Annotated in this window: 17 protein-coding genes; 8 read left to right on the top strand and 9 right to left on the bottom strand. The window is 52.8% G+C overall.

What is annotated here, in order from left to right; genetic code table 11:
• Positions 1 to 40: 40 nt before the first annotated feature.
• Complete coding sequence (locus E7745_RS05115; protein WP_107031839.1) at positions 41 to 916, bottom strand: AraC family transcriptional regulator; 876 nt, start codon at positions 914 to 916, stop codon at positions 41 to 43.
• Positions 917 to 1,336: 420 nt separating this feature from the next.
• Here E7745_RS05115 and sppA point away from each other — a divergent pair, with 420 nt between their 5' ends.
• The 6 genes from sppA to E7745_RS05085 all read left to right on the top strand — a co-directional run bounded on the left by sppA (position 1,337) and on the right by E7745_RS05085 (position 8,826).
• Complete coding sequence (gene sppA, locus E7745_RS05110; RefSeq protein ID WP_136408426.1) at positions 1,337 to 3,124, top strand: signal peptide peptidase SppA; 1,788 nt, start codon at positions 1,337 to 1,339, stop codon at positions 3,122 to 3,124.
• Positions 3,125 to 3,150: 26 nt separating this feature from the next.
• Positions 3,151 to 4,248 (top strand): tetraacyldisaccharide 4'-kinase, encoded by a 1,098-nt coding sequence (lpxK, locus tag E7745_RS05105; protein ID WP_107031842.1) that lies wholly within the window; start codon positions 3,151 to 3,153, stop codon positions 4,246 to 4,248.
• A 76-nt stretch (positions 4,249 to 4,324) separates the two neighbouring features.
• On the top strand, positions 4,325 to 5,137 hold the full coding sequence (locus E7745_RS05100; RefSeq protein WP_107031843.1) for a purine-nucleoside phosphorylase: 813 nt from the start codon (positions 4,325 to 4,327) through the stop codon (positions 5,135 to 5,137).
• A 21-nt stretch (positions 5,138 to 5,158) separates the two neighbouring features.
• Positions 5,159 to 6,214, top strand: coding sequence for a thiamine-phosphate kinase (gene thiL / locus E7745_RS05095; protein ID WP_123398653.1), 1,056 nt, complete (start codon positions 5,159 to 5,161; stop codon positions 6,212 to 6,214).
• Positions 6,215 to 6,460: 246 nt separating this feature from the next.
• Positions 6,461 to 7,684, top strand: coding sequence for an IS4 family transposase (locus E7745_RS05090; RefSeq protein WP_068960910.1), 1,224 nt, complete (start codon positions 6,461 to 6,463; stop codon positions 7,682 to 7,684).
• A 101-nt stretch (positions 7,685 to 7,785) separates the two neighbouring features.
• Positions 7,786 to 8,826, top strand: coding sequence for a hypothetical protein (locus tag E7745_RS05085; RefSeq protein ID WP_124075639.1), 1,041 nt, complete (start codon positions 7,786 to 7,788; stop codon positions 8,824 to 8,826).
• A 136-nt stretch (positions 8,827 to 8,962) separates the two neighbouring features.
• On the opposite strand, the gene E7745_RS05080 is transcribed toward E7745_RS05085, so the two are convergent.
• The 5 genes from E7745_RS05080 to E7745_RS05060 all read right to left on the bottom strand — a co-directional run bounded on the left by E7745_RS05080 (position 8,963) and on the right by E7745_RS05060 (position 14,075).
• On the bottom strand, positions 8,963 to 10,033 hold the full coding sequence (locus tag E7745_RS05080) for an LptF/LptG family permease (protein WP_369699867.1): 1,071 nt from the start codon (positions 10,031 to 10,033) through the stop codon (positions 8,963 to 8,965).
• Between the two features lie 64 nt (positions 10,034 to 10,097).
• A complete protein-coding gene (tgt, locus tag E7745_RS05075; protein WP_107031847.1) occupies positions 10,098 to 11,228 on the bottom strand; it encodes a tRNA guanosine(34) transglycosylase Tgt in 1,131 nt (376 codons plus the stop codon).
• Between the two features lie 37 nt (positions 11,229 to 11,265).
• A complete protein-coding gene (locus E7745_RS05070; protein WP_107031848.1) occupies positions 11,266 to 11,820 on the bottom strand; it encodes an FKBP-type peptidyl-prolyl cis-trans isomerase in 555 nt (184 codons plus the stop codon).
• A 48-nt stretch (positions 11,821 to 11,868) separates the two neighbouring features.
• Entirely contained in the window at positions 11,869 to 12,453 is a 585-nt protein-coding gene (locus tag E7745_RS05065; protein ID WP_172480274.1) for a LemA family protein, read from the bottom strand.
• 77 nt (positions 12,454 to 12,530) lie between these two features.
• A complete protein-coding gene (locus tag E7745_RS05060; protein ID WP_107031849.1) occupies positions 12,531 to 14,075 on the bottom strand; it encodes a glycine--tRNA ligase in 1,545 nt (514 codons plus the stop codon).
• 256 nt (positions 14,076 to 14,331) lie between these two features.
• Between E7745_RS05060 and E7745_RS05055 the strand changes: the two genes are divergently transcribed.
• Positions 14,332 to 15,219, top strand: coding sequence for a metal ABC transporter solute-binding protein, Zn/Mn family (locus tag E7745_RS05055; RefSeq protein ID WP_123398655.1), 888 nt, complete (start codon positions 14,332 to 14,334; stop codon positions 15,217 to 15,219).
• 49 nt (positions 15,220 to 15,268) lie between these two features.
• Positions 15,269 to 15,979, top strand: a complete 711-nt coding sequence (locus tag E7745_RS05050; RefSeq protein WP_107031851.1) for a metal ABC transporter ATP-binding protein — start codon at positions 15,269 to 15,271, stop codon at positions 15,977 to 15,979.
• Here the strand turns inward: E7745_RS05050 and E7745_RS05045 are convergent.
• From E7745_RS05045 to E7745_RS05035, 3 genes are all read right to left on the bottom strand, one after another.
• A complete protein-coding gene (locus E7745_RS05045; protein ID WP_107031852.1) occupies positions 15,943 to 17,178 on the bottom strand; it encodes a bifunctional 3,4-dihydroxy-2-butanone-4-phosphate synthase/GTP cyclohydrolase II in 1,236 nt (411 codons plus the stop codon). The two genes, E7745_RS05050 and E7745_RS05045, sit on opposite strands and share 37 nt — an antisense overlap.
• 74 nt (positions 17,179 to 17,252) lie before the next feature.
• On the bottom strand, positions 17,253 to 19,166 hold the full coding sequence (locus E7745_RS05040; protein ID WP_123398656.1) for an LptF/LptG family permease: 1,914 nt from the start codon (positions 19,164 to 19,166) through the stop codon (positions 17,253 to 17,255).
• 120 nt (positions 19,167 to 19,286) lie between these two features.
• Positions 19,287 to 19,781: an OmpH family outer membrane protein gene (locus E7745_RS05035; protein WP_107031854.1), complete on the bottom strand. Its 495-nt coding sequence runs from the start codon at positions 19,779 to 19,781 to the stop codon at positions 19,287 to 19,289.
• Positions 19,782 to 19,826: the final 45 nt, after the last annotated feature.

Below are 19,826 nucleotides of genomic sequence, written 5' to 3'. Positions count from 1 at the left end.
TGTGGAGCTTTGATTTATCATTATATCAAGGAGCCGGATCTCAGACAAGCATCTTGTGATGCTGATAGATCTCGCGGAACACCTTGGGGGAATTGCCTTTCTTCTTTTTGAATATACGGTTGAAGTTAGAGACGTTGTTGAAACCGCACTCATAACAGATCTCGGCAACAGACGTGGTCGAGTCGACGAGCTGACGGGAGGCATGGCCCAGACGGATGTCGATCACATAGTCTGAAATCGAGCGCCCGGTGCGCAGCTTGAAAAAGCGGCTGAATGCCGTGGGAGTCATTCCCACCAGATCTGCCAGGTCGTTCAGGCGTATGTCTTCTTTATAATGTTTGTTGATATGGTCCTGCACTTTCTGCACCCTACGGCTGTCGCCCGTCGGCTTGAGCGAGGCGAACGACGAGCTTGACAGCTTGCGGTAATGTCCGCCCTCGGCAAGTTCATAGAGAATCGACATCAGTTCGAGCATCCGGTAAAAACCTGATTCGATCTTGGTCAGATTGTCAAGTTTATGATAGACCTTCATGATGCTTTCCACTGTAAAGGCTATGCCGTTGGAACTGAGATCAAGCATCCGGCGGATGCTTGAAAGCTGGGTCTTGGCGAGAAACGACGAGCCAAAAAGGTCCGATGAAAATTGTATTGTTATCTCACGTATCTTGTCACTCATACACTCATGCTGCTCCCAGCCGTGTTCGATTCCGTTGCCGATAAGCACCAGGTCATACATCCCAAGTCTCTCTATGGAATCACCCACAACCCTACGCGCTCCGTCACAATTTGAAACAAAGTTCAGCTCATACTCCTCATGGCGGTGAATGGGGTATGTAAATCTGTCTTTATATCTGTCTATTAGATAGAAGCAATCTTTTTCAGACAGCGGCGTGATTTCGGTTATGATCTTGTTCATGGTCGAGACTCTATGTAGAAATAACAATAAGGCAGGTAAATCCTTTTGTCCGATTCAGGTTTTTAAAGGTTTGATCACAAAGATAAACATTATTTTGATTATATTGCATAAAAATGTTACAAAGATGCTCAATTTGACTATTTTTGACACTTATTTGTTAAAAAAGTATCAATAATTCATATGCGAGAACATAATTTTAGCACCTACGAGGCAAAACGTGCACAAACAAGCACATAAACGCACCCTCCGCCGGTCTCACCCCATATTCCGGACTCGCCCGCCACAGACAGCCATAATGCAACAGATCGCTATAATATAGGTATATATACATTAATTAAATAGCCGAAAATTTGTTATTGCCGCCGTGATGTCGTACTTTTGTAGAGTTTTAGCGCTATCAATCTATCACAACTAACTAAAATGAAGAATTTCCTCATCTCGTTTCTCGGTGCGCTTGCAGGTATCTGGTTCTCCCTCTTCCTTGCTGTCATCGGCATTTTCATAGTCATAGCAGCCGCTATGGCATCGTCAGGCGGCAACACCACAGTCAACGTCAGCAACAACTCCGTGCTCTGCGTCGATCTCTCAGGAACCATCTATGACCGTGCCCCGAAAATCGACATCCGGGAAGCAATCCGCGGTGGAGGACTTGAAAAAAACGCCCAGGTGCTCGCCGACATCACCGGTGCCATCTCCGCAGCAGCCTCCGATGACCGCATTGAAGGCATAGTCATGAACTGCAGCGGCGTATCAGCCGGAATCGCTCAGCTTACCGCCATCATCGAAGCACTGAAAGACTTCAAGAAGAATGCCCCTGAGAAATGGATCTACGCATATGCCGATGCATATGCCCAGGGCGACTACTATGTGGCATCGGTGGCCGACAGTGTCTTCATCAACCCCGTCGGAATGGTAGAAATCAGCGGCCTCAGCCTTTCATCGCTTTACTACAAGAGACTGCTTGACAAACTCGGAGTCGACATGCAGGTAGTGAAAGTCGGCACCTACAAAAGCGCCGTCGAACCTTATCTCCTCGACAAAATGAGCGAACCCGCCCGCGAACAGGCGCAACTCTTCCTCAAAAACATCTGGAATGACATCAGCACCACCATAGCCGATGCCCGCGGAGTCACCGTTGCCGATGTCAACAAATGGGCCGATGATTTTGTGTTTACAAAAGACGCCTCCACATATAAAGACCTCAAAATCGTCGACGGACTCCTCTACCGCCACGAATTCGACCGTAAGATCGCCGACCTCACCGGATGCGACAAAATAAAAGACATAAAAACCATAACCACAGCCCAGTATGCCAAAATCGCCGACAGCGGCAAGGTGGGCAGCGGCAAAGGCGCCAACATTGCCGTGCTCTATGCCACAGGCGAAATTACCGATAACAGCGGCAACGGCATCGTAGCCTCGGAGCTGGTACCCGAAATCCTTGAACTTGCTGAAGATAACGACATCGACGGCCTCATCATGTATGTGAACTCGCCCGGAGGAAGCGCCTTCGCATCCGAACAGATCTGGGAAGCGCTTGAACAATACAAGAAGCTGACCGGCAATCCCTTCTACGTCTCTATGGCTGACTATGCCGCCTCCGGAGGTTACTACATCAGCTGCGGAGCCGACCGCATATTCGCCCAGCCCGTCACACTAACCGGATCAATAGGCATCTTCGGAATGATCCCCGACATAAGCGGGCTCGTGAATGACAAGATCGGCATCGGCGTATCAACCGTGACCACCAACGCCAACAGCAACTTCCCGACCATCTTCGAACCGATGACCGAAGCGCAGAAAGCCTCCATGCAGGCCTATGTCAACAGAGGATATGAGCTCTTCACCTCACGTTGCGCCGAAGGCCGCGGCATGTCGCAGGACTCAATAAAGGCAATCGGCGAAGGCCGCGTGTGGGACGGAACCGAAGCCCTGAAACTCGGCCTGGTCGACGAACTCGGAGGTCTTGACACGGCATTGGCGGCAATGGCCAGGCAGCTCAACGTAGAGTCATACACTGTCCACTCCTACCCCGTGGCCAAAGACAAATGGTATGACCTGCTCCTTGAAGCCGGAATCGAAGACATCAAGGCTGCCATCATGCGCCAGGAGCTCGGCGAAATGTGCTCACTCTATGACGCTATCCGCCAGGTCAAAGGCATGTCGGTGCTCCAGTGCCGCATGGAATTCACAAAAGTGAATCTCTGAAACAACCTCTAAAAAACAATTATTCAGTGGCCCGCAACAAACTTCTATCAATGCTCCTGCTCTATCCGATCTCGAAACTCTACGGGATCGGAATGGTGGTGCGCAACAAAATGTTTGACTACGGCGTTCTGAAGCAGCAGGAATTTGACATCCCGATCGTAGTCGTCGGAAACCTCGCAATGGGAGGCACCGGAAAGACTCCCCACGTCGAATACATAGTCGAATCACTATTGGGGAAATACAACATCGGTGTGCTCTCACGCGGCTACCGGCGCGCCACCAAAGGCTTCGTCCTCGCCTCTCCACAGTCACGCCCTGAGGACATCGGCGATGAATCCTATCAGATCTACCGCAAATTCGGCCCGGACATCACTGTCGCTGTCTGCGAAAAACGCTCAGAAGGCATCCGCCAGATGCGAGAGATCAACCCCGATCTCAACATGATTATCCTTGACGACGCCTTCCAGCACCGCTACGTCAAACCGTCGGTATCCGTCATCCTGACCGAATACAACCGCCCGATATTCAACGACAAAATTCTCCCCTACGGGCGCCTGCGCGAATCGGCCCGCGCTCTCAACCGGGCCGACATAGTGGTAGTGACAAAATGCCCGATCGACATGAAGCCGATGCACTACCGGCTTTTCGAAGAGAACCTAAAGCTCTTCCCCTTCCAGAAACTCTACTTCTCGCGCTACAACTACGGACATCTCGTGCCCATATTCCCTGAAGAGACCGCTGACATCCCGGCCCTTGACTGCCAGAAAGCCGACACGGCGATCCTCGTCATCACCGGAGTGGCCAACCCCAAGCCATTTGTCCGCTTCCTCCGCCGCCACAAAGCCAAGGTCAAGCTCAAACGCTTCACCGACCACCACAATTTCACGGCCTCTGACATGGATGACATCACCCGTCTCTTCGACGAACTGCCATCCGACAACAAATTCATCGTCACCACCGAGAAAGATGCCGTGCGCATACTCAACAACCCCTATTTCCCCCACCGCCTCAAAAGGTCAATCTTCTACGTACCCATCAAAGTAGAATTCATTGACCGCGGAGAGACCGAATTTACAGCCGGAATAGAAAAAACCATCCGTGACTCACGTTTGTTTAAATCCTGAGCCCTTTTTCCATCCAGGCAACTCAACTGAAAAGAAACAAAGTTAATCGAGTATAATCATCAATACCATTCCCCTTATGTTAGAACAAATCAACCAGACGGCCGACTTTCTGCGCTCGAAAGTAGCCGATATGCCCAAAACCGCCATCATACTCGGCACAGGTCTTGGAGCTCTTGTAGACCACATGGACGACAAACTGTTCATCCCCTACTCCGAAATCCCCAACTTCCCCGTATCTACAGTCGAAGGCCACAGCGGCAACCTCATCTTCGGCACACTCGGCGGCAAGAAAGTAATCGCCATGCAAGGCCGTTTCCACTACTACGAAGGCTATGACATGAAGCAGGTCACCTTCCCCGTGCGCGTATTCAAGGCCCTCGGAGTCGACACCCTATTCGTAAGCAACGCCTCAGGAGGCATGAACAAGGAATTCGTTGTCGGCGACGTAATGGTCATCACCGACCACATCAACCTCTTCCCTGAAAATCCCCTCCGAGGCAAAAACTACAACGAACTCGGCACCCGCTTCCCGGCCATGACCAATGCCTATGACAAGGAACTCATCTCGCTCGCCGACACCATCGCAGCCGAGAAAAACATCCGCCTCATGCACGGCGTCTACGTCGGAGTGACAGGCCCCACCTTCGAGACTCCCGCCGAATATGAATACTACCGCATCATCGGCGGCGACTGCGTTGGCATGTCGACCGTACCTGAAGTGATCGTGGCAAACCATGCAGGCATGAGAGTATTCGGCCTCTCCGTAATCACCGACCTCGGCGGAAAAGACGTCACCCAGGTGCCGACTCACGAAGAAGTACAGCAAGCAGCTCTCATCGCACAGCCCAAATGCCTTGAGATCATGAAAGAACTTGTCAACCGTTTCTGACACAGCCAGCCGACAGAAATTATGGAGATTTCACAACTCGGCGAATTCGGCCTGATCGACCGCCTGACCCAGGATCTGGAAAACGTCAATGCGTCTACCCTCAAGGGTGTGGGCGACGACTGCGCCGTGATCCGCAACCACGACACAGACATACTGGTCACCACCGACCTCCTGCTTGAGGGCGTGCACTTTGACCTGACCTATGTGCCCCTGAAACACCTCGGCTACAAATCGGCAATCGTAAACTTTTCTGACGTCTACGCCATGAACGGCACACCGCGTCAGATCACCGTTTCACTCGGCATATCCAAGCGCTTCACTGTAGAGCACATTGAAGAGCTCTTTGCCGGAATCCGCCTCGCATGCCGGATCTACGGCGTAGACCTCGTAGGTGGCGACACCACCTCTTCGCGTCAGGGACTCGTCATCTCGATCACCTGTATCGGAGAAGCTCCGGCCGACAAAATAGTCAGCCGCTCCGGAGCCAAAGACACAGACCTGATCTGCGTCTCAGGCGATCTCGGAGCCGCCTACATGGGCCTCCAGCTCCTTGAACGCGAAAAAACCGCCTCTGCAGGCCGCCCGGACTTCATCCCTCAGTTCGAAGGCAAGGAGTATCTCGTAGAGCGACAACTCAAACCCGAAGCTCGGCGCGACATCATCGAAGAACTGGCCAAAGCCGGAATCGTGCCCACCGCAATGATGGACATCAGTGACGGACTCAGTTCCGAACTGCTCCACATCTGCAAGCAGAGCGACGCCGGATGCCGCATCTACGAAGACCGCATCCCCATCGACTATCAGACTGCCATCATGGCCGAAGAACTCGGCATGAATCTCGTCACCGCCGCCCTTAACGGCGGAGAAGACTATGAACTTCTGTTCACCGTGCCGCTCCACTGCCATGACCAGATCGAGAAACTGCCGGGCGTAAAACTCATAGGCCATATAACCAAACCCTCGCTCGGCTGCGCCATGATCACCCGCGACGGCACCGAAATACCCCTCCGTGCCCAGGGATGGAACCCGCTTGCTGCAACTGATCCAGTGGTCGAAAGTCCTGAGAAAGAGGCTTAAGTCTCCACCCTCAGACAGTCAACATTCCGAAAACCTCCACGGCTTTAACTTTTATTATCATAAGCCGCCTAAACCTTAAATGGTGAGATTGTTCTAATTCAATATAGCGACATTCTCACCATTTATTTTTTTATATTACTGTCCGCTAAACTTTTTTTGAGCGATTGAAAAATTAGGGCTGACACCTATTGCAGGAGTCAGCCCTAAATGGTTATTTTGGTGTCGCCAAACAATCCATGAATAACCATGAGTAAAAGTAGTAATTTCTTCGGACAGCCGATATATGGACAGCTGATAAAATCACTCAATCGTGAAAAAATTGTTGAATTCAGCCGAAAACACGGCGGAGAGAAGTATGTAAAGAGCTTTGACGGCTATACGCATCTGCTTACGATGCTCTATGCCGTGATCCAGCGCTTCGACTCATTGCGTGAGATAGAGACATCTATGACAGCGGAGGTTCGCAAACTGCACCATGTCGGAATTGATACTGTACCAAAGCGCAGCACCCTGTCGGATGCAAATGCCCGACGGTCAGAGAAGTTCTTTGAGGATGTCTATCGCGACCTGTATGCAGCCAACAAAGACATTCTTTCATCGGACAGCAGACGCAACGGCACGGAAGAGTGGATAAAGCAGCTTAGGATTATCGATTCCACTACAATCACATTGTTCTCCAACGCTATTTTCAAGGGCGTTGGTCGACACCCCAAGACGGGAAAGAAGAAAGGCGGCATAAAGGTACACTCTGTCATACACGCCAACGAGGGGGTTCCCTGCGATGTGCAGTTCACTTCGGCGGCCACCAATGACTCTTTCATGCTTGCTCCGAGCCATTACAGCCACAACGAGATAGTCGCTCTTGACCGCGCCTATATCAATTATGCCAAATTTGAGGAACTGACGGACCGTGGCGTTGTATATGTCACCAAAATGAAGAAAAACCTCAGTTATGAGGTACTTGTAGACTGTATGCATCAGAATCCGCAGGGACTGATGGAATACCGTGAACAGGTCGTGGTGTTCCGTAAAGACGGTATAAACCACATCGCCAGAATAATTACATACGTTGACATCAAGAAGAACGGGAAGCCAAAACTCATATCGCTTCTGACCAACGACTTCGACATGCCGCCAGAGACAATCGTGGCGATATACCGCCGCCGATGGCAGATAGAGTCTCTTTTCAAGCAGATCAAACAGAACTTCCCCTTGAGATACTTCTATGGCGAGAGCGCCAACGCCATCAAAATCCAGATATGGGTTACACTCATCGCAAATCTGCTGCTGTCAGTACTTCAAAGCAAACTCGAAAGACGTTGGAGCTTCTCAGGGCTTGCTACAATCGTCAGAATTGTGCTGATGTATTACCTGAATCTCGAAAAGTTCCTCAATCAGCCCGATGCAGACCTGAAAATCATGCTCGCCGAAGCATCGGAATCGCCTCCCGAAGTTCCTGAAAACTGCTGAGGGGGCTTGTCAAATACAAAAAGTAAGCCCAACTTCTGCCGTTCAGGAAGTTGGACTCGCCTTTTTATGGTTTAGCGGACAGTAATAATTTTTTTACAGTCATGAGAAGAATCTTACAAACCCTGTCAATCGCACTGCTGACCATCATTCTCTCCATTCCATGCATGGAAGCCCAAAGCCGCAGCCGTGAAAACCGTGAAGGTCGCGGAAACCGTACCGAGCGCACATCTTCTCCGCGAGGAAACCACAAGAACAACAGCAATAACAACCGCGGCGGCCACTCATCCTCTCACAATACACGCCCGAACTCCTCACGCCCCTCCAACCGACGCCCCAACATAATCCCGGCCAAGGACAACACCAACCACCGTCCGGACAACAACGGCCGTCCAAACGTCGGAAACGGCAACAACAACCATCACCCGGAAAACAACGGCCACCGTCCCGGCATCGGAAACGGCAACAACCATCGTCCCGGTAACAACGGCCACCGTCCCGGCATCGGAAACGGCAACAACCATCGTCCCGGTAACAACGGCCACCGTCCCGGCGTCGGAAACGGCAACAACCATCGTCCCGGTAACAACGGCCACCGACCCGGCATCGGCCACCATCCCGCGCCACGGCCACCCCATGTAGCGCCACCCCATCGCCCCTACCGCCCTGTCATGGCCCGTCCACACCACCGTCCAATGCCGCCTCGCGGCTGGAGACCGGCCGGACGCATCCCTGTGATCCGCGGCATTCTCGGCCTTACATTTGGCAGTGCCATCAACATCTCGCTTGACTACCTGCTCTCGTCAGGCTACAACGTCGACGGATACACCAACGACATCGTCTATCTGCGCAACGTCAGCGCCATGAACTACGTATGGACCGATGGAGCCCTCTATTATGGAACTCACGGACTTGACGCATCGTCATTCTACTATTCAACTCCACGCTACGACCTTGCCCGCTACAACAATGTCTACAATTCACTTGTAGCCACCTACGGCATGCCTGTCTCGGTCAGCAACACCCCCGGTTCCATCGGAGCCACATGGTTCGGAGGCAACAACGGTTACATCACCCTCTCCTTCGGTTCAAATACAATGAACGGACGTCTCCGCTACCTCACCACCCTCACCTACGGACTCTGATCCACCCCCCCACACACCCAAAAATCAACCGAGGCTCCACGGCAGCAGTCACCGTGGAGCCTCGGTTGATTTTTCAGACACCGGATTCAGAGCGATATTCCAAGGGGCGTTTCAGCAACCTCGCCCCCCGAGGCTCCTACTGGTGCGACACCTTATAATATAATACAAGAGCGATAATCGTATATAGTATATTCGGAATCCACATTGCCACCATAGGCGAAGTGTAGCCTGAGATCGCAAAGGTCGAGGTCACTGTCATGAACAGGATATAACTGAAACTCAACACGAGCCCGATGCCGATATTGACACCCATGCCCCCCTTGATCTTGCGCGATGACAGCGACATGCCGATGACGGTAAGAATAAACGCAGCCGCCGTCATGGCATAGCGCTTGTGGTTTTCAATCTCGAATGACTTTATGTTGGCCACTCCCCTCTCCTTCTGGCGCGAGATGTACTCACGCAAGGCCGGCGAGGTCATGGTCTCATGGTCATTCTTAGATATCAGGAAGTCACGCGGCTCGATTGGAATTATGGTATCCAGACGTGAACCGCGGCGGATCGTCTCGCGCTGGCCGTCGAAATCGCGGATCATATAGTCACGCACGGTCCAGTTGTGGAGCGTGTCCCACTTGATGGTCTGCGCCGTCAGACGCGAAACAAGCTTCTTGTCCTCGAATGATTCGAGCGAGAACTTGTAGCCCGTCTTCTGTGAATTGTTGAACGACTGCATGTATGCGATCTCGCCTTTGGCCACCTGCAGCTGTATGTTCGAACCGAAATCCACACGCTTGTTTTTCACATAGGTGTTGGTATATTCTATTCGCTTGACATTGGCCGGAGGGATGATATAGGCGCTCAGCATATATGTGGCCGCGGCGATGACAGTCGCACTCACAAGATAGGGTCTCAGCAGACGCCTATAGCTCATTCCGGTCGACAGCATGGCTATGATCTCGGAATTGTCGGCCAGCTTGGAAGTGAAGAAAATCACCGCGATAAAAGTGAATAGCGGACTGAACTGATTGGCAAAGTAAGGCAGGAAGTTCAGAAAATAGTCAAACACCGTGGCTTTCAGGGGCGCTTTCAGGAAGGCATCAAGCTTTTCGTTGATGTCAAACATCACCGTGATCGCCAGAATGAGCATAATGGCAAACACGTAAGTGCCGAGAAATTTGCGGATTATATACCAGTCAAGTATTTTCAAAACTTCAGATATTCAAAGAAATCAGACATGGCTGAGAAAAAACTCTGTCAGAGTGTGGCCACGGTCAAAGCCTGCGGGTCACACACTCAAGCATCTCGCGCTTCCAGCTGCTGAAATCACCGGCCATGATATGGCGGCGGGCTTCTTCAACGAGCCAAAGATAGAACGCAAGGTTATGGATCGAGGCTATCTGCATGGCGAGAATCTCATCGGCTATGAAGAGATGGCGCACATAGGCCTTGGTGTAGGCTGTGTCGACATAGCTCGGACCGTCTTCCTGCAGCGGAGAGAAATCATCGGCCCACTTGCGGTTGCGCATGTTCATGATGCCGTGGCGGGTGAAGAGCATGCCGTTGCGACCGTTGCGGGTAGGCATCACGCAGTCCATCATATCAACGCCGCGGTCAATCGCCTCAAGTATATTGGCCGGAGTGCCTACGCCCATCAGATAACGCGGACGGTCTGCGGGCAGAATGTCATTGACCACCTCGATCATCTCATACATCACCTCGGCCGGCTCGCCTACGGCAAGACCACCAATGGCATTTCCGTCGGCTCCGAGATCGGCCACGAACTTAGCCGACTCGCGGCGCAGATCGGGATATGTCACACCCTGCACAATCGGGAAATAAGCCTGGCTGTAGCCATACTTGCCTTCAGTTTCCTTGTAGCGCTTCCATCCGCGGGCAAGCCAGCGGTGGGTAAGATCAAGTGACTTGCGGGCATATGAGCGCTCGGCTGTGCCCGGAGGGCATTCGTCAAGCGCCATCATGATGTCGGCACCGATCGAACGCTCTATGTCGACAACCTTTTCAGGAGTGAACAGGTGCTTCGATCCGTCGATGTGAGAGCGGAACCATGCGCCCTCTTCGGTCAGTTTTCTGTTGGCCGAGAGCGAAAACACCTGAAAACCGCCGCTGTCGGTCAGAATCGGGCGGTCCCATCCGTTGAACTTGTGCAGACCGCCGGCCTTTTCGAGAATCTCGATGCCGGGGCGCAGATAGAGATGATATGTATTGCCGAGAATGATCTGGGCCTTCACATCCTCGCGCAGTTCGCGCTGATGCACAGCCTTGACACTGCCGACTGTCCCTACGGGCATGAAAATCGGAGTGCGGATCTCGCCGTGGTCAGTAGTGATCAGACCGGCGCGGGCGGCCGTGCCGGGAGCGGTAGCTTCTAACTTGAAATCCATTGCTGATTCTGATTTGTGAATGATTCAGAGCCGGTGATCAGGGACGCACCTCAAAGAAAGGTATGTCGACCAGCTTCATGTCAAACACCAGAGTTGAATAGGGGGGTATGACACCCGAACCTGACGAACCGTAGCCGAGATTGTAGGGGATCACCACACGGGCGCTGTCGCCCACACGCATGTCAAGCAGTGCGATGGTCCATCCCTGGATCACGCTTGAGGGCTGTGTGCGGAAAAGGCTGTCGCCGTATGACGCTGTCTGAAGATACGACGAGTCAAAAGGCACATCATTGTAGAGACGTCCTATATATTTCACGTCGACAGTCGAGTTCAGCATCGGCGAGAGGTTGCCTACTGTCTTGCTGCGGTCATTGAGGTAACGGATCAGCACGTTGGCCGAAGTGTTCCATGCCGGAGTCAGCGTCTGGTATATGTTTCCGTCAGGCCCCATTGCAAAGCGCTGCTCGTCATAGAACGCCACGTTTGCCTCGCGCCATTCGGAATAGTCTTCCCAAGTGTTGTCATCGTTGCAGGCCACAAAGGCTGCGCCTGTAAGCAATACGCACACTATGGTTTGAAAAAGCTTTCGCATAGATTTTTTTTAGACTTTTATTATAAAACACCTATTCTAAACGGTCCTTTAGAATTTCACTTCCGGAGCGCGCTGGGCGGCGTCGTCAGCCTTGAACTGTGGCTGGGGTTCGAATCCGAACCATCCGGCATAGATATTTGTGGGAAACTTCTTTATAGAGGTGTTGTAGTCAGCTACGGTCTGGGTGTAGCGGCCGCGGGCGGTCGCTATACGGTTTTCAGTGCCTTCAAGCTGCACCTGCAGATCGCGGAAATTCTCGTTAGCTTTCAGATCGGGATAGGCCTCGCTGACAGCCAGGAGCGATTTCAGCGCGCCTGTGAGCTGGTTCTGTGCCTCCTGAAACTTGGCGAGAGTCTCCTCGTTGAGTTCCTCGGCATTGATATTGACCGATGTGGCGGCCGCGCGGGCCTGGGTCACCTTCTCAAGGGTCTCGCTTTCGTGAGTGGCATAGCCTTTCACTGTGGCCACAAGATTGGGAATCAGGTCGGAACGGCGCTGATACTGGTTCTGCACTTCAGCCCATGACTGCTCTACCTGCTGGTTTTTCTCTACAAGCGAGTTGTAGTTGCATGAAGAGAACAGCGGCATCATCATGACGGCGAGTATCAGATGTTTCAGAAACTTCATTTTCATTATCTATTAAGTGGGGAAAGAGTTGTTTTTTTCAAAGGATGTGTAATCTGTTTTCGCAAGCCTGGGCCAGCTCCTGGTCAGGCGAGCTTGCGGAGAAGCGCGTTGAGCGACACCTGAGAGTGGATGAGCGAGTGAAGATCTTCAATCCTGACGCGCTTCTGCTCCATTGAGTCACGTTCGCGGAGGGTGACAGTGTTGTCTTCAAGAGTCTGGTGGTCAACGGTGATGCAGAACGGGGTGCCGATGGCATCCTGACGGCGGTAGCGCTTGCCGATCGAGTCTTTTTCCTCATAGTGCGTGGAGAAGTCGAACTTAAGTTCGTTGACGATCTCGCGGGCCTTGTCAGGCAGACCGTCCTTGCGCACCAGAGGCATCACGGCACACTTGACAGGAGCGAGGGGAGCGGGCAGGTGGAGCACCACTCGCTTGTCGCCGCCTTCGAGTTCCTGCTCCTCATAGGCTGAGCAGAGCACGCTGAGAAACATGCGGTCAACGCCGATAGAGGTCTCGATCACATAGGGTGTGTAGCTTTCATTGAGCTCCGGATCGAAATACTGGATTTTCTTGCCGGAGAACTTCTCATGCTGCGAGAGGTCGAAGTTGGTTCGGGAGTGGATACCTTCCACTTCCTTGAAGCCGAACGGCATCTGGAATTCGATGTCAGTGGCGGCGTTGGCATAGTGGGCCAGCTTTTCGTGGTCGTGGTAGCGGTATTTTTCATCGCCGAGGCCGAGAGCTTTGTGCCAGCGCAGACGGAATTCTTTCCAGGTCTTGAACCATTCCATTTCCGAGCCGGGGCGCACGAAAAACTGCATTTCCATCTGTTCGAACTCTCTCATGCGGAAGATGAACTGGCGGGCCACAATCTCGTTACGGAAGGCCTTGCCAATCTGAGCGATACCGAAGGGGATGCGCATGCGGCCGGTCTTCTGCACGTTGAGATAGTTGACAAAGATACCCTGGGCTGTCTCCGGACGCAGGTAAACGGTCATTGCGCCGTCAGCAGTAGAGCCCATTTCGGTTTTGAACATGAGGTTGAACTGACGCACCTCTGTCCAGTTCTTGGTCCCTGAGATGGGGCATACGATCTCCTCGTCGATGATGATTGCGCGGAGTTCGTCAAGATCGCCGTCGTTCATAGCCTTTGCAAAACGTTCGTGGAGAGCGTCGCGCTTGGCCTGATATTCAAGCACACGGCCGTTGGTCTGACGGAACATGTCTGCGTCGAATGACTCGCCGAAACGTTTGGCGGCTTTGGCCACTTCCTTTTCGATCTTGTCTTCGATCTTGGCGATCTGCTCTTCGATGAGCACATCGGCGCGGTAGCGCTTCTTGGAGTCGCGGTTGTCAATCAGGGGGTCATTGAAGGCATCCACATGGCCCGAAGCTTTCCAGATGGTCGGGTGCATGAAAATAGCGGAGTCGATACCCACGATATTCTCATGAAGCAGCGTCATCGAATCCCACCAGTAGCGCTTGATGTTGTTCTTGAGCTCAACGCCGTTCTGGCCGTAGTCATAGACCGCCGAGAGACCGTCATAAATTTCGCTTGACTGAAACACGAAGCCATATTCTTTGGCATGGCTTACTATCTTTTTGAAAACTTCGTCTTGTGTTGCCATTTTTTGAGATTGTTTTAGAAGTTGCAAAGATAGTAAAAATTTCCGACTCCTCTCTGTCTCAGGCCCATTTTCAGTTCAAAATGCCTTGCAGACAATGGCTGCTTTGGGGCTGATATTCGCCAAAAGCGGCAAAAATGAAAAATATTCTTAACAGGCGCCCTTTAACTGCTAAAAAATGCTTATATTTGCAAAAATATTATACTCTGCACCAAAATGCGGGCTGATTGTTTAATATACTGTACACATATCCGGATTCATGAAAACCACAATAAACATATCAATATTGACCATTGCGATCGGGGGACTCATATGGCTCCTGACCGCCTGCTCGGCTGCTCCCGCCGAGACCCCGATAGTCACCGTCAGCATCGAGCCGCAGAAATATATGCTCGAACAGATCACCGGCGACAAGGTAGACATCAGAACTCTGATAGCCAACGGCGCCAATCCGGAAAACTACGATCCGTCGCTGACCCATATAATGAATCTCCGCAAGTCAATCGGCTTTCTGCGCATGGGCAATATCGGTTTCGAGGCCGCGCTTCTCGACAAGATCCGCCAGGAAGACCCCGAACTGCCTATATTCAACACCTCGGAGGGGGTGGTCCCGGTGACAGGCACTCACAGTCACAGCCACGGCCACGGCGGAGTGCATCATGAGGAAATCGACCCACACACCTGGACTTCTGTCAAAAATGCAAAAATAATTGTAAGAAACATGCTCGACGCGATGGTCAAGATAGATCCCTCAAACGAGGATTACTACCGTCGCAACTATGATCGCTTCGCCCAGCGGCTCGACTCGCTTGACCGCGACTTCGAGAGCCGTCTCGCATCACATGCGGGAGAGCATTTCATGGTATGGCACCCCTCGCTCAGCTATTTCGCCCGTGACTACGGACTGGAACAGATCACTGCAGGAAACGCCGAGAACAAGGAAAGTTCCCTGACCATGCTCCGCAAAACGATTGACCACGCTGACAGCCATTCGGCCAGCATATTCTTCTACCAGAAAGATCTTGACAGCCGTCAGGCCGAAGTGCTCAGTGACCAGCTCGGCCTGCGCAAGGTCAGCATCAATCCGCTCTCCTATGACTGGGAGGCTGAAATGTGTGCGATAACAGACGCCATTACAGCCGATTGACACCCGCCCAGTCTTTCTGCATGATTCTCACAGAATTTTCACACCCGTCATGGAAAACAAGGAAAAGGAAATCATCATATCACTCCGCGATATCTGCAAAAAATGGGATGACAAGATTGCACTTGAAGACATCAACTTCGATGTGCACCGCGGAGATTTCATAGCCATCACAGGCCCCAACGGCGGCGGCAAGACAACCCTGCTGCGCATATTGCTGCGCCTTCTCAAGCCCACAAGCGGCTCCGTCACCTACTTCCGCCACGGAAAAGCCGTCGATGATCTTTCGATCGGCTACCTTCCGCAAAAAAACATGATAGACTCCCGCTTCCCTATCAGCGTGGAGGAGGTCATAGCCTCAGGACTCATAGCCGAATCGCCCGGCAAGGAGGAGATGCGCCGCAGAGTCAGCGAGGTCACAAAGCTGATGGGCCTCGAAAACCATTCGTCGCAGACCATCGGCAACCTGTCAGGCGGACAGCTCCAGCGCGCGCTTTTAGGCCGGGCCATCATAGCCAGGCCGCGGGTATTGGTGCTTGACGAGCCTCTGAGCTATGTCGACAAGCGCTTCGAGCATTATATCTACGATCTTGTGGCCGAACTCTCACACTCCACTACCCTGCTGCTCGTCTCTCACGAGATGTCGACAATAGCAGGAATGGCCAACCGGCATCTGATAATAGACCACCGGCTGACCGAATGTCATTCAAGCCACCATCAGGTGCATTACGACTGCGACGACGATGACGGATCGTCCATGTGAAGCGCATGGCCCATGCGCTGCTGCTTGGTGAGCATGTAGCGCAGGTTATATCTGTTGGGGGCTATCTCTATGCCCACATTTTCCACTACTTCAAGACCATAGCCTTCCAGGCCGATACGCTTGACAGGGTTGTTGGTGATCAGACGCATTTTCTCTATGCCGAGCTTGCGGAGAATCTGTGCGCCTACGCCATAGTCGCGCTCGTCGGCTTTGTGGCCGAGATGGAGATTGGCGTCTACGGTGTCAAGACCTTCTTCCTGAAGCTTGTAGGCTCTGATTTTTTCCATCAGCCCAATGCCGCGGCCTTCCTGATTGAGGTAGACGATGGCTCCGCGGCCTTCTTTTTCGATAAGCTGCATGGCTTTGTGGAGCTGCTCTCCGCAGTCGCAGCGCATCGAACCGAAAATGTCGCCTGTGGCACATGAGGAGTGAACTCTGACAAGCACCGGATCTGAGCCGCTGACATCGCCCTTAATGAGCGCGATGTGCTCCAGTCCGTTGCTCTTCTGGCGGAAAGGTATCAGACGAAAATGGCCGTAGGCTGTAGGCATGTCGACCTCCACACCCTCCTCCACCAGCGATTCTTTCTGCAGGCGATAGGCAATGAGATCACGGATCGACACCAGCTTCAGTCCCCACTCGTCGGCCTTGCGGCGCAGCTGAGGCAGGCGGGCCATCGTACCGTCTTCATTGAGAATCTCTATCAGCGAGGCCGCTGGCTGCAGGCCGGCAAGGCGCGCAAGGTCAATGGCGGCTTCCGTATGGCCGGAACGTCGGAGCACTCCGGCATCCTGGGCATAGAGCGGATGGACGTGGCCCGGACGGCCGAACATATCAGGAGTGGAAGCCGGATCGGCAAGCGCGCGGATTGTCGCGGCGCGGTCATGAGCCGAGACTCCGGTGGTGCAGCCAGGGAGCAAGTCAACCGTCACGGTGAAGGGTGTTCCGAGCATCGAAGTGTTGTCCTCGACCTGACGGCTGAGGCCAAGCTCGCGACAGCGCGAGAGCGAAAGCGGCGAACAGAGTTCTCCGCGGGCGTTGGTGATCATGAAATTGACATGATCAGCGGTCACTTTCTCAGCTGCAATTATCAGATCGCCCTCGTTCTCGCGATCCTCATCATCGACAACTATCACGAACTTGCCTTCGCGGAAGTCGGCAATCGCGTCTTCTATACGGTCTAACTTTATATTATCCATGATTTTATTTCAGGTAATTTATGATTGTATCAGAGGGGGGAGGCGGATTCCGGGAGCGTTTTCAGCAACCTCCGTCAATCCTTGTCAATAAGTTTAATGAGTTCATCGGCCACTTTGTTGACAGTGGCAAGCTCCGCGCGCAGGTCGGTCTGAGTCTTGCGTCCGTAGAGCCACACAGGCACACCGGCGGGAAACAGCACGATCATCAGGCGCGACAGCCAGGGGCGGCGCGAGGGCTGCTGAAACCAGAGGCTGCGGAGAATAGGCATGTCCATGAGTTTGAGCACCACTAACTTCTCACGCGAGTTGGAGAGATATTCCACAGTAACCTCGATGTTGTCACGCAGGCGGTGGAGACTGTCACGGTCATAGCCGCGGGTCCAGTAGTCGGCATATGACTGCTTTTCAGGATTATGAGAGATATAGGCGGCAGTCTCGTCCTTGAGCGCCGCAAGGCGTTCGACGGCCACCTTGGGATCGACTTCAGCCATGACAAGCTCTTTCATCTCCACATGGCGCACCTCGCTGACTCCGAAGAAGCGGCGGAAGAAGTTGAGATAGGCATCTTTGTTGAATACGGCTGAGTCATTGACAGCCTTGTAGGTGAAGAATATGCCAAGGGGCAGGAGCACGGCGGCACTCAGCCACATGCCTTCCCAGACTTCCCATTTGCCGTCGCGGGCAAATTTGTAGCCCATGTTGTCAATGATGTAGTAGAAGATGAAGAGAAACACCGAGATCACCAGCGGTGTGCCCAGTCCGCCTTTGCGGATGATGGCACCGAGTGGCGCTCCGATGAAGAAGAAAATCACGCAGGCAAACGAGAGGGTGAACTTCTTCTGCAGTTCTATGGCATGGCGGCGGATGAGCTTCTGTTCTTCGGCCATTGTCTGGCTCTTGTATTTGTATTCCTCCAGAGTGCGCTCGGCCTTTGAGAGTGCCTGCGAGAGGTAGTTGATGCGTACGCCTGAAGATGAGCCGCGGAACACGGAGTCGACATCCACGGGCCGGGCGAGCGCCACGTCGGGGCGGCGGAGCTTATAGTGGCGGCCCTCGTTGTCGGTCTTGGAGTCGTAGCGGCGCAGACCCATGTAGGGATACTCGCGGAGGGCAGTGCCGTAGATGTCGCCGATCGAGTCGACGCGATGGCTCATGGAGTCGATAGATGCCTGGAGCTCGGTCATGTTCTTGCCTACGTACTGGCTGCGCATGCCCTGCTCGTCCATTCGGTTGAAATTGGCGTCGAACTTAAGCATGATGTCTTTCTGGCTGAACGACTCGCGGCGATAGGGGACATTGCGCATGTTTGAGGCACCGGCATCGCGGATGTTTTCAAACGATTCGCCGTTCCACAGGCGCAGGAAGAGGTGGGTCTTGTCAGGCGTGATCGACATCTTGCCTGAGTCGGCCAGAATGATCGAGGAGTTTTCAAAGCCTTTCGAGACGTCATAGATCATCATCTCGTAGAGCACACCGGTGTCGCGGTTTTTCTCCTGGACAAAAAGGTTGTAGCCGGGAATCTGATCGTAGAAAACGCCTTCAGGTATCTCCAGTTCGGGCGATTTCTGCCTCATGGAGTAAAGGAGGGTCCACATCTTGGTCTGGGCCACAGGAAGCACGTTGTTCTGAAAGAAAAAGGCTCCGGTGGCTATCATGACCATCAGGACGATGAGCGGGGCCATAGTGCGCAGAAGCGATATGCCGGAGGCCTTCATGGCTGTAAGCTCAAATTGCTCGCCGAGATTGCCGAAAGTCATCAGCGAGGCGAGCAGGATGGCAAGCGGCAGCGCCATCGGGATCATGGTGAGCGCCGCGTAGAAAAAAAGTTCGGCAATGACATCAACTCCGAGACCTTTGCCGACAAGATCGTCAATGTAGCGCCACAGGAATTGCATCAGAACTATGAACAGACAGATGCAGAACGTCATCATGAACAGAGGCACGAAGCTCTGCAGGATGAAGATGTCCATGCGCTTGATTCGAAACATAGCAATGACTGATGTGGTGTTAATGGCTAACGCCCGCCATGCGCCCTGCGGTTATACTGCGTGAGGGGAACATGGCGGACGATTATGAGTTTATCCAATAAGGAGCTTCTGCACAGAGGCTTACTTTATGCCGAGACGGGCTTTCACGAGGGGAGTGACGTCGGTCACATCGGTTCCGGTGTAGAGCGACATTCCGTTCTCGAAGATGAAGGTGTAGTTGCCTTCGGCGCCTACGCTCTGGATGGCTTTCATGACGTTTTCCTGGATGGGGGCCATGAGCTGCTGCTGCTGGCGGCGGAGATCCTGGTCAGCTGTCTCGCGGAACTTCTGGATCTTGGCGTCGAGTTCCTGCATTTCCTGTACGCGACGTTCCTTGATGGTTTCAGGAGTGCTTGCATCAAGTGCGTTGAATTCCTGATATTTCTTGTTGAATTCTTCCTGAAGCTTTGAAAATTCGTCCTGATACTTGTTAGAAGCAGCGGTCATCTGCTCCTGTACTGTCTTCATTTCGGGAAGAGATTCCATGAGCTCTGCGGTATTGACGGTGCCGAATTTCTGGGCGAAAACGCTCATGGGAAGCGCAATCATGATTGCGAGCAAAAATTTTTTAATCATCGTTTTATTGGTGCGTTGAATTTATATTTATCGGTTCGGATGATG

This window comes from Duncaniella sp. C9 (genome assembly GCF_004803935.1).
Lineage (GTDB): Bacteria > Bacteroidota > Bacteroidia > Bacteroidales > Muribaculaceae > Duncaniella > Duncaniella muris.
This window is presented reverse-complemented; position numbering and strand designations above follow the sequence as displayed.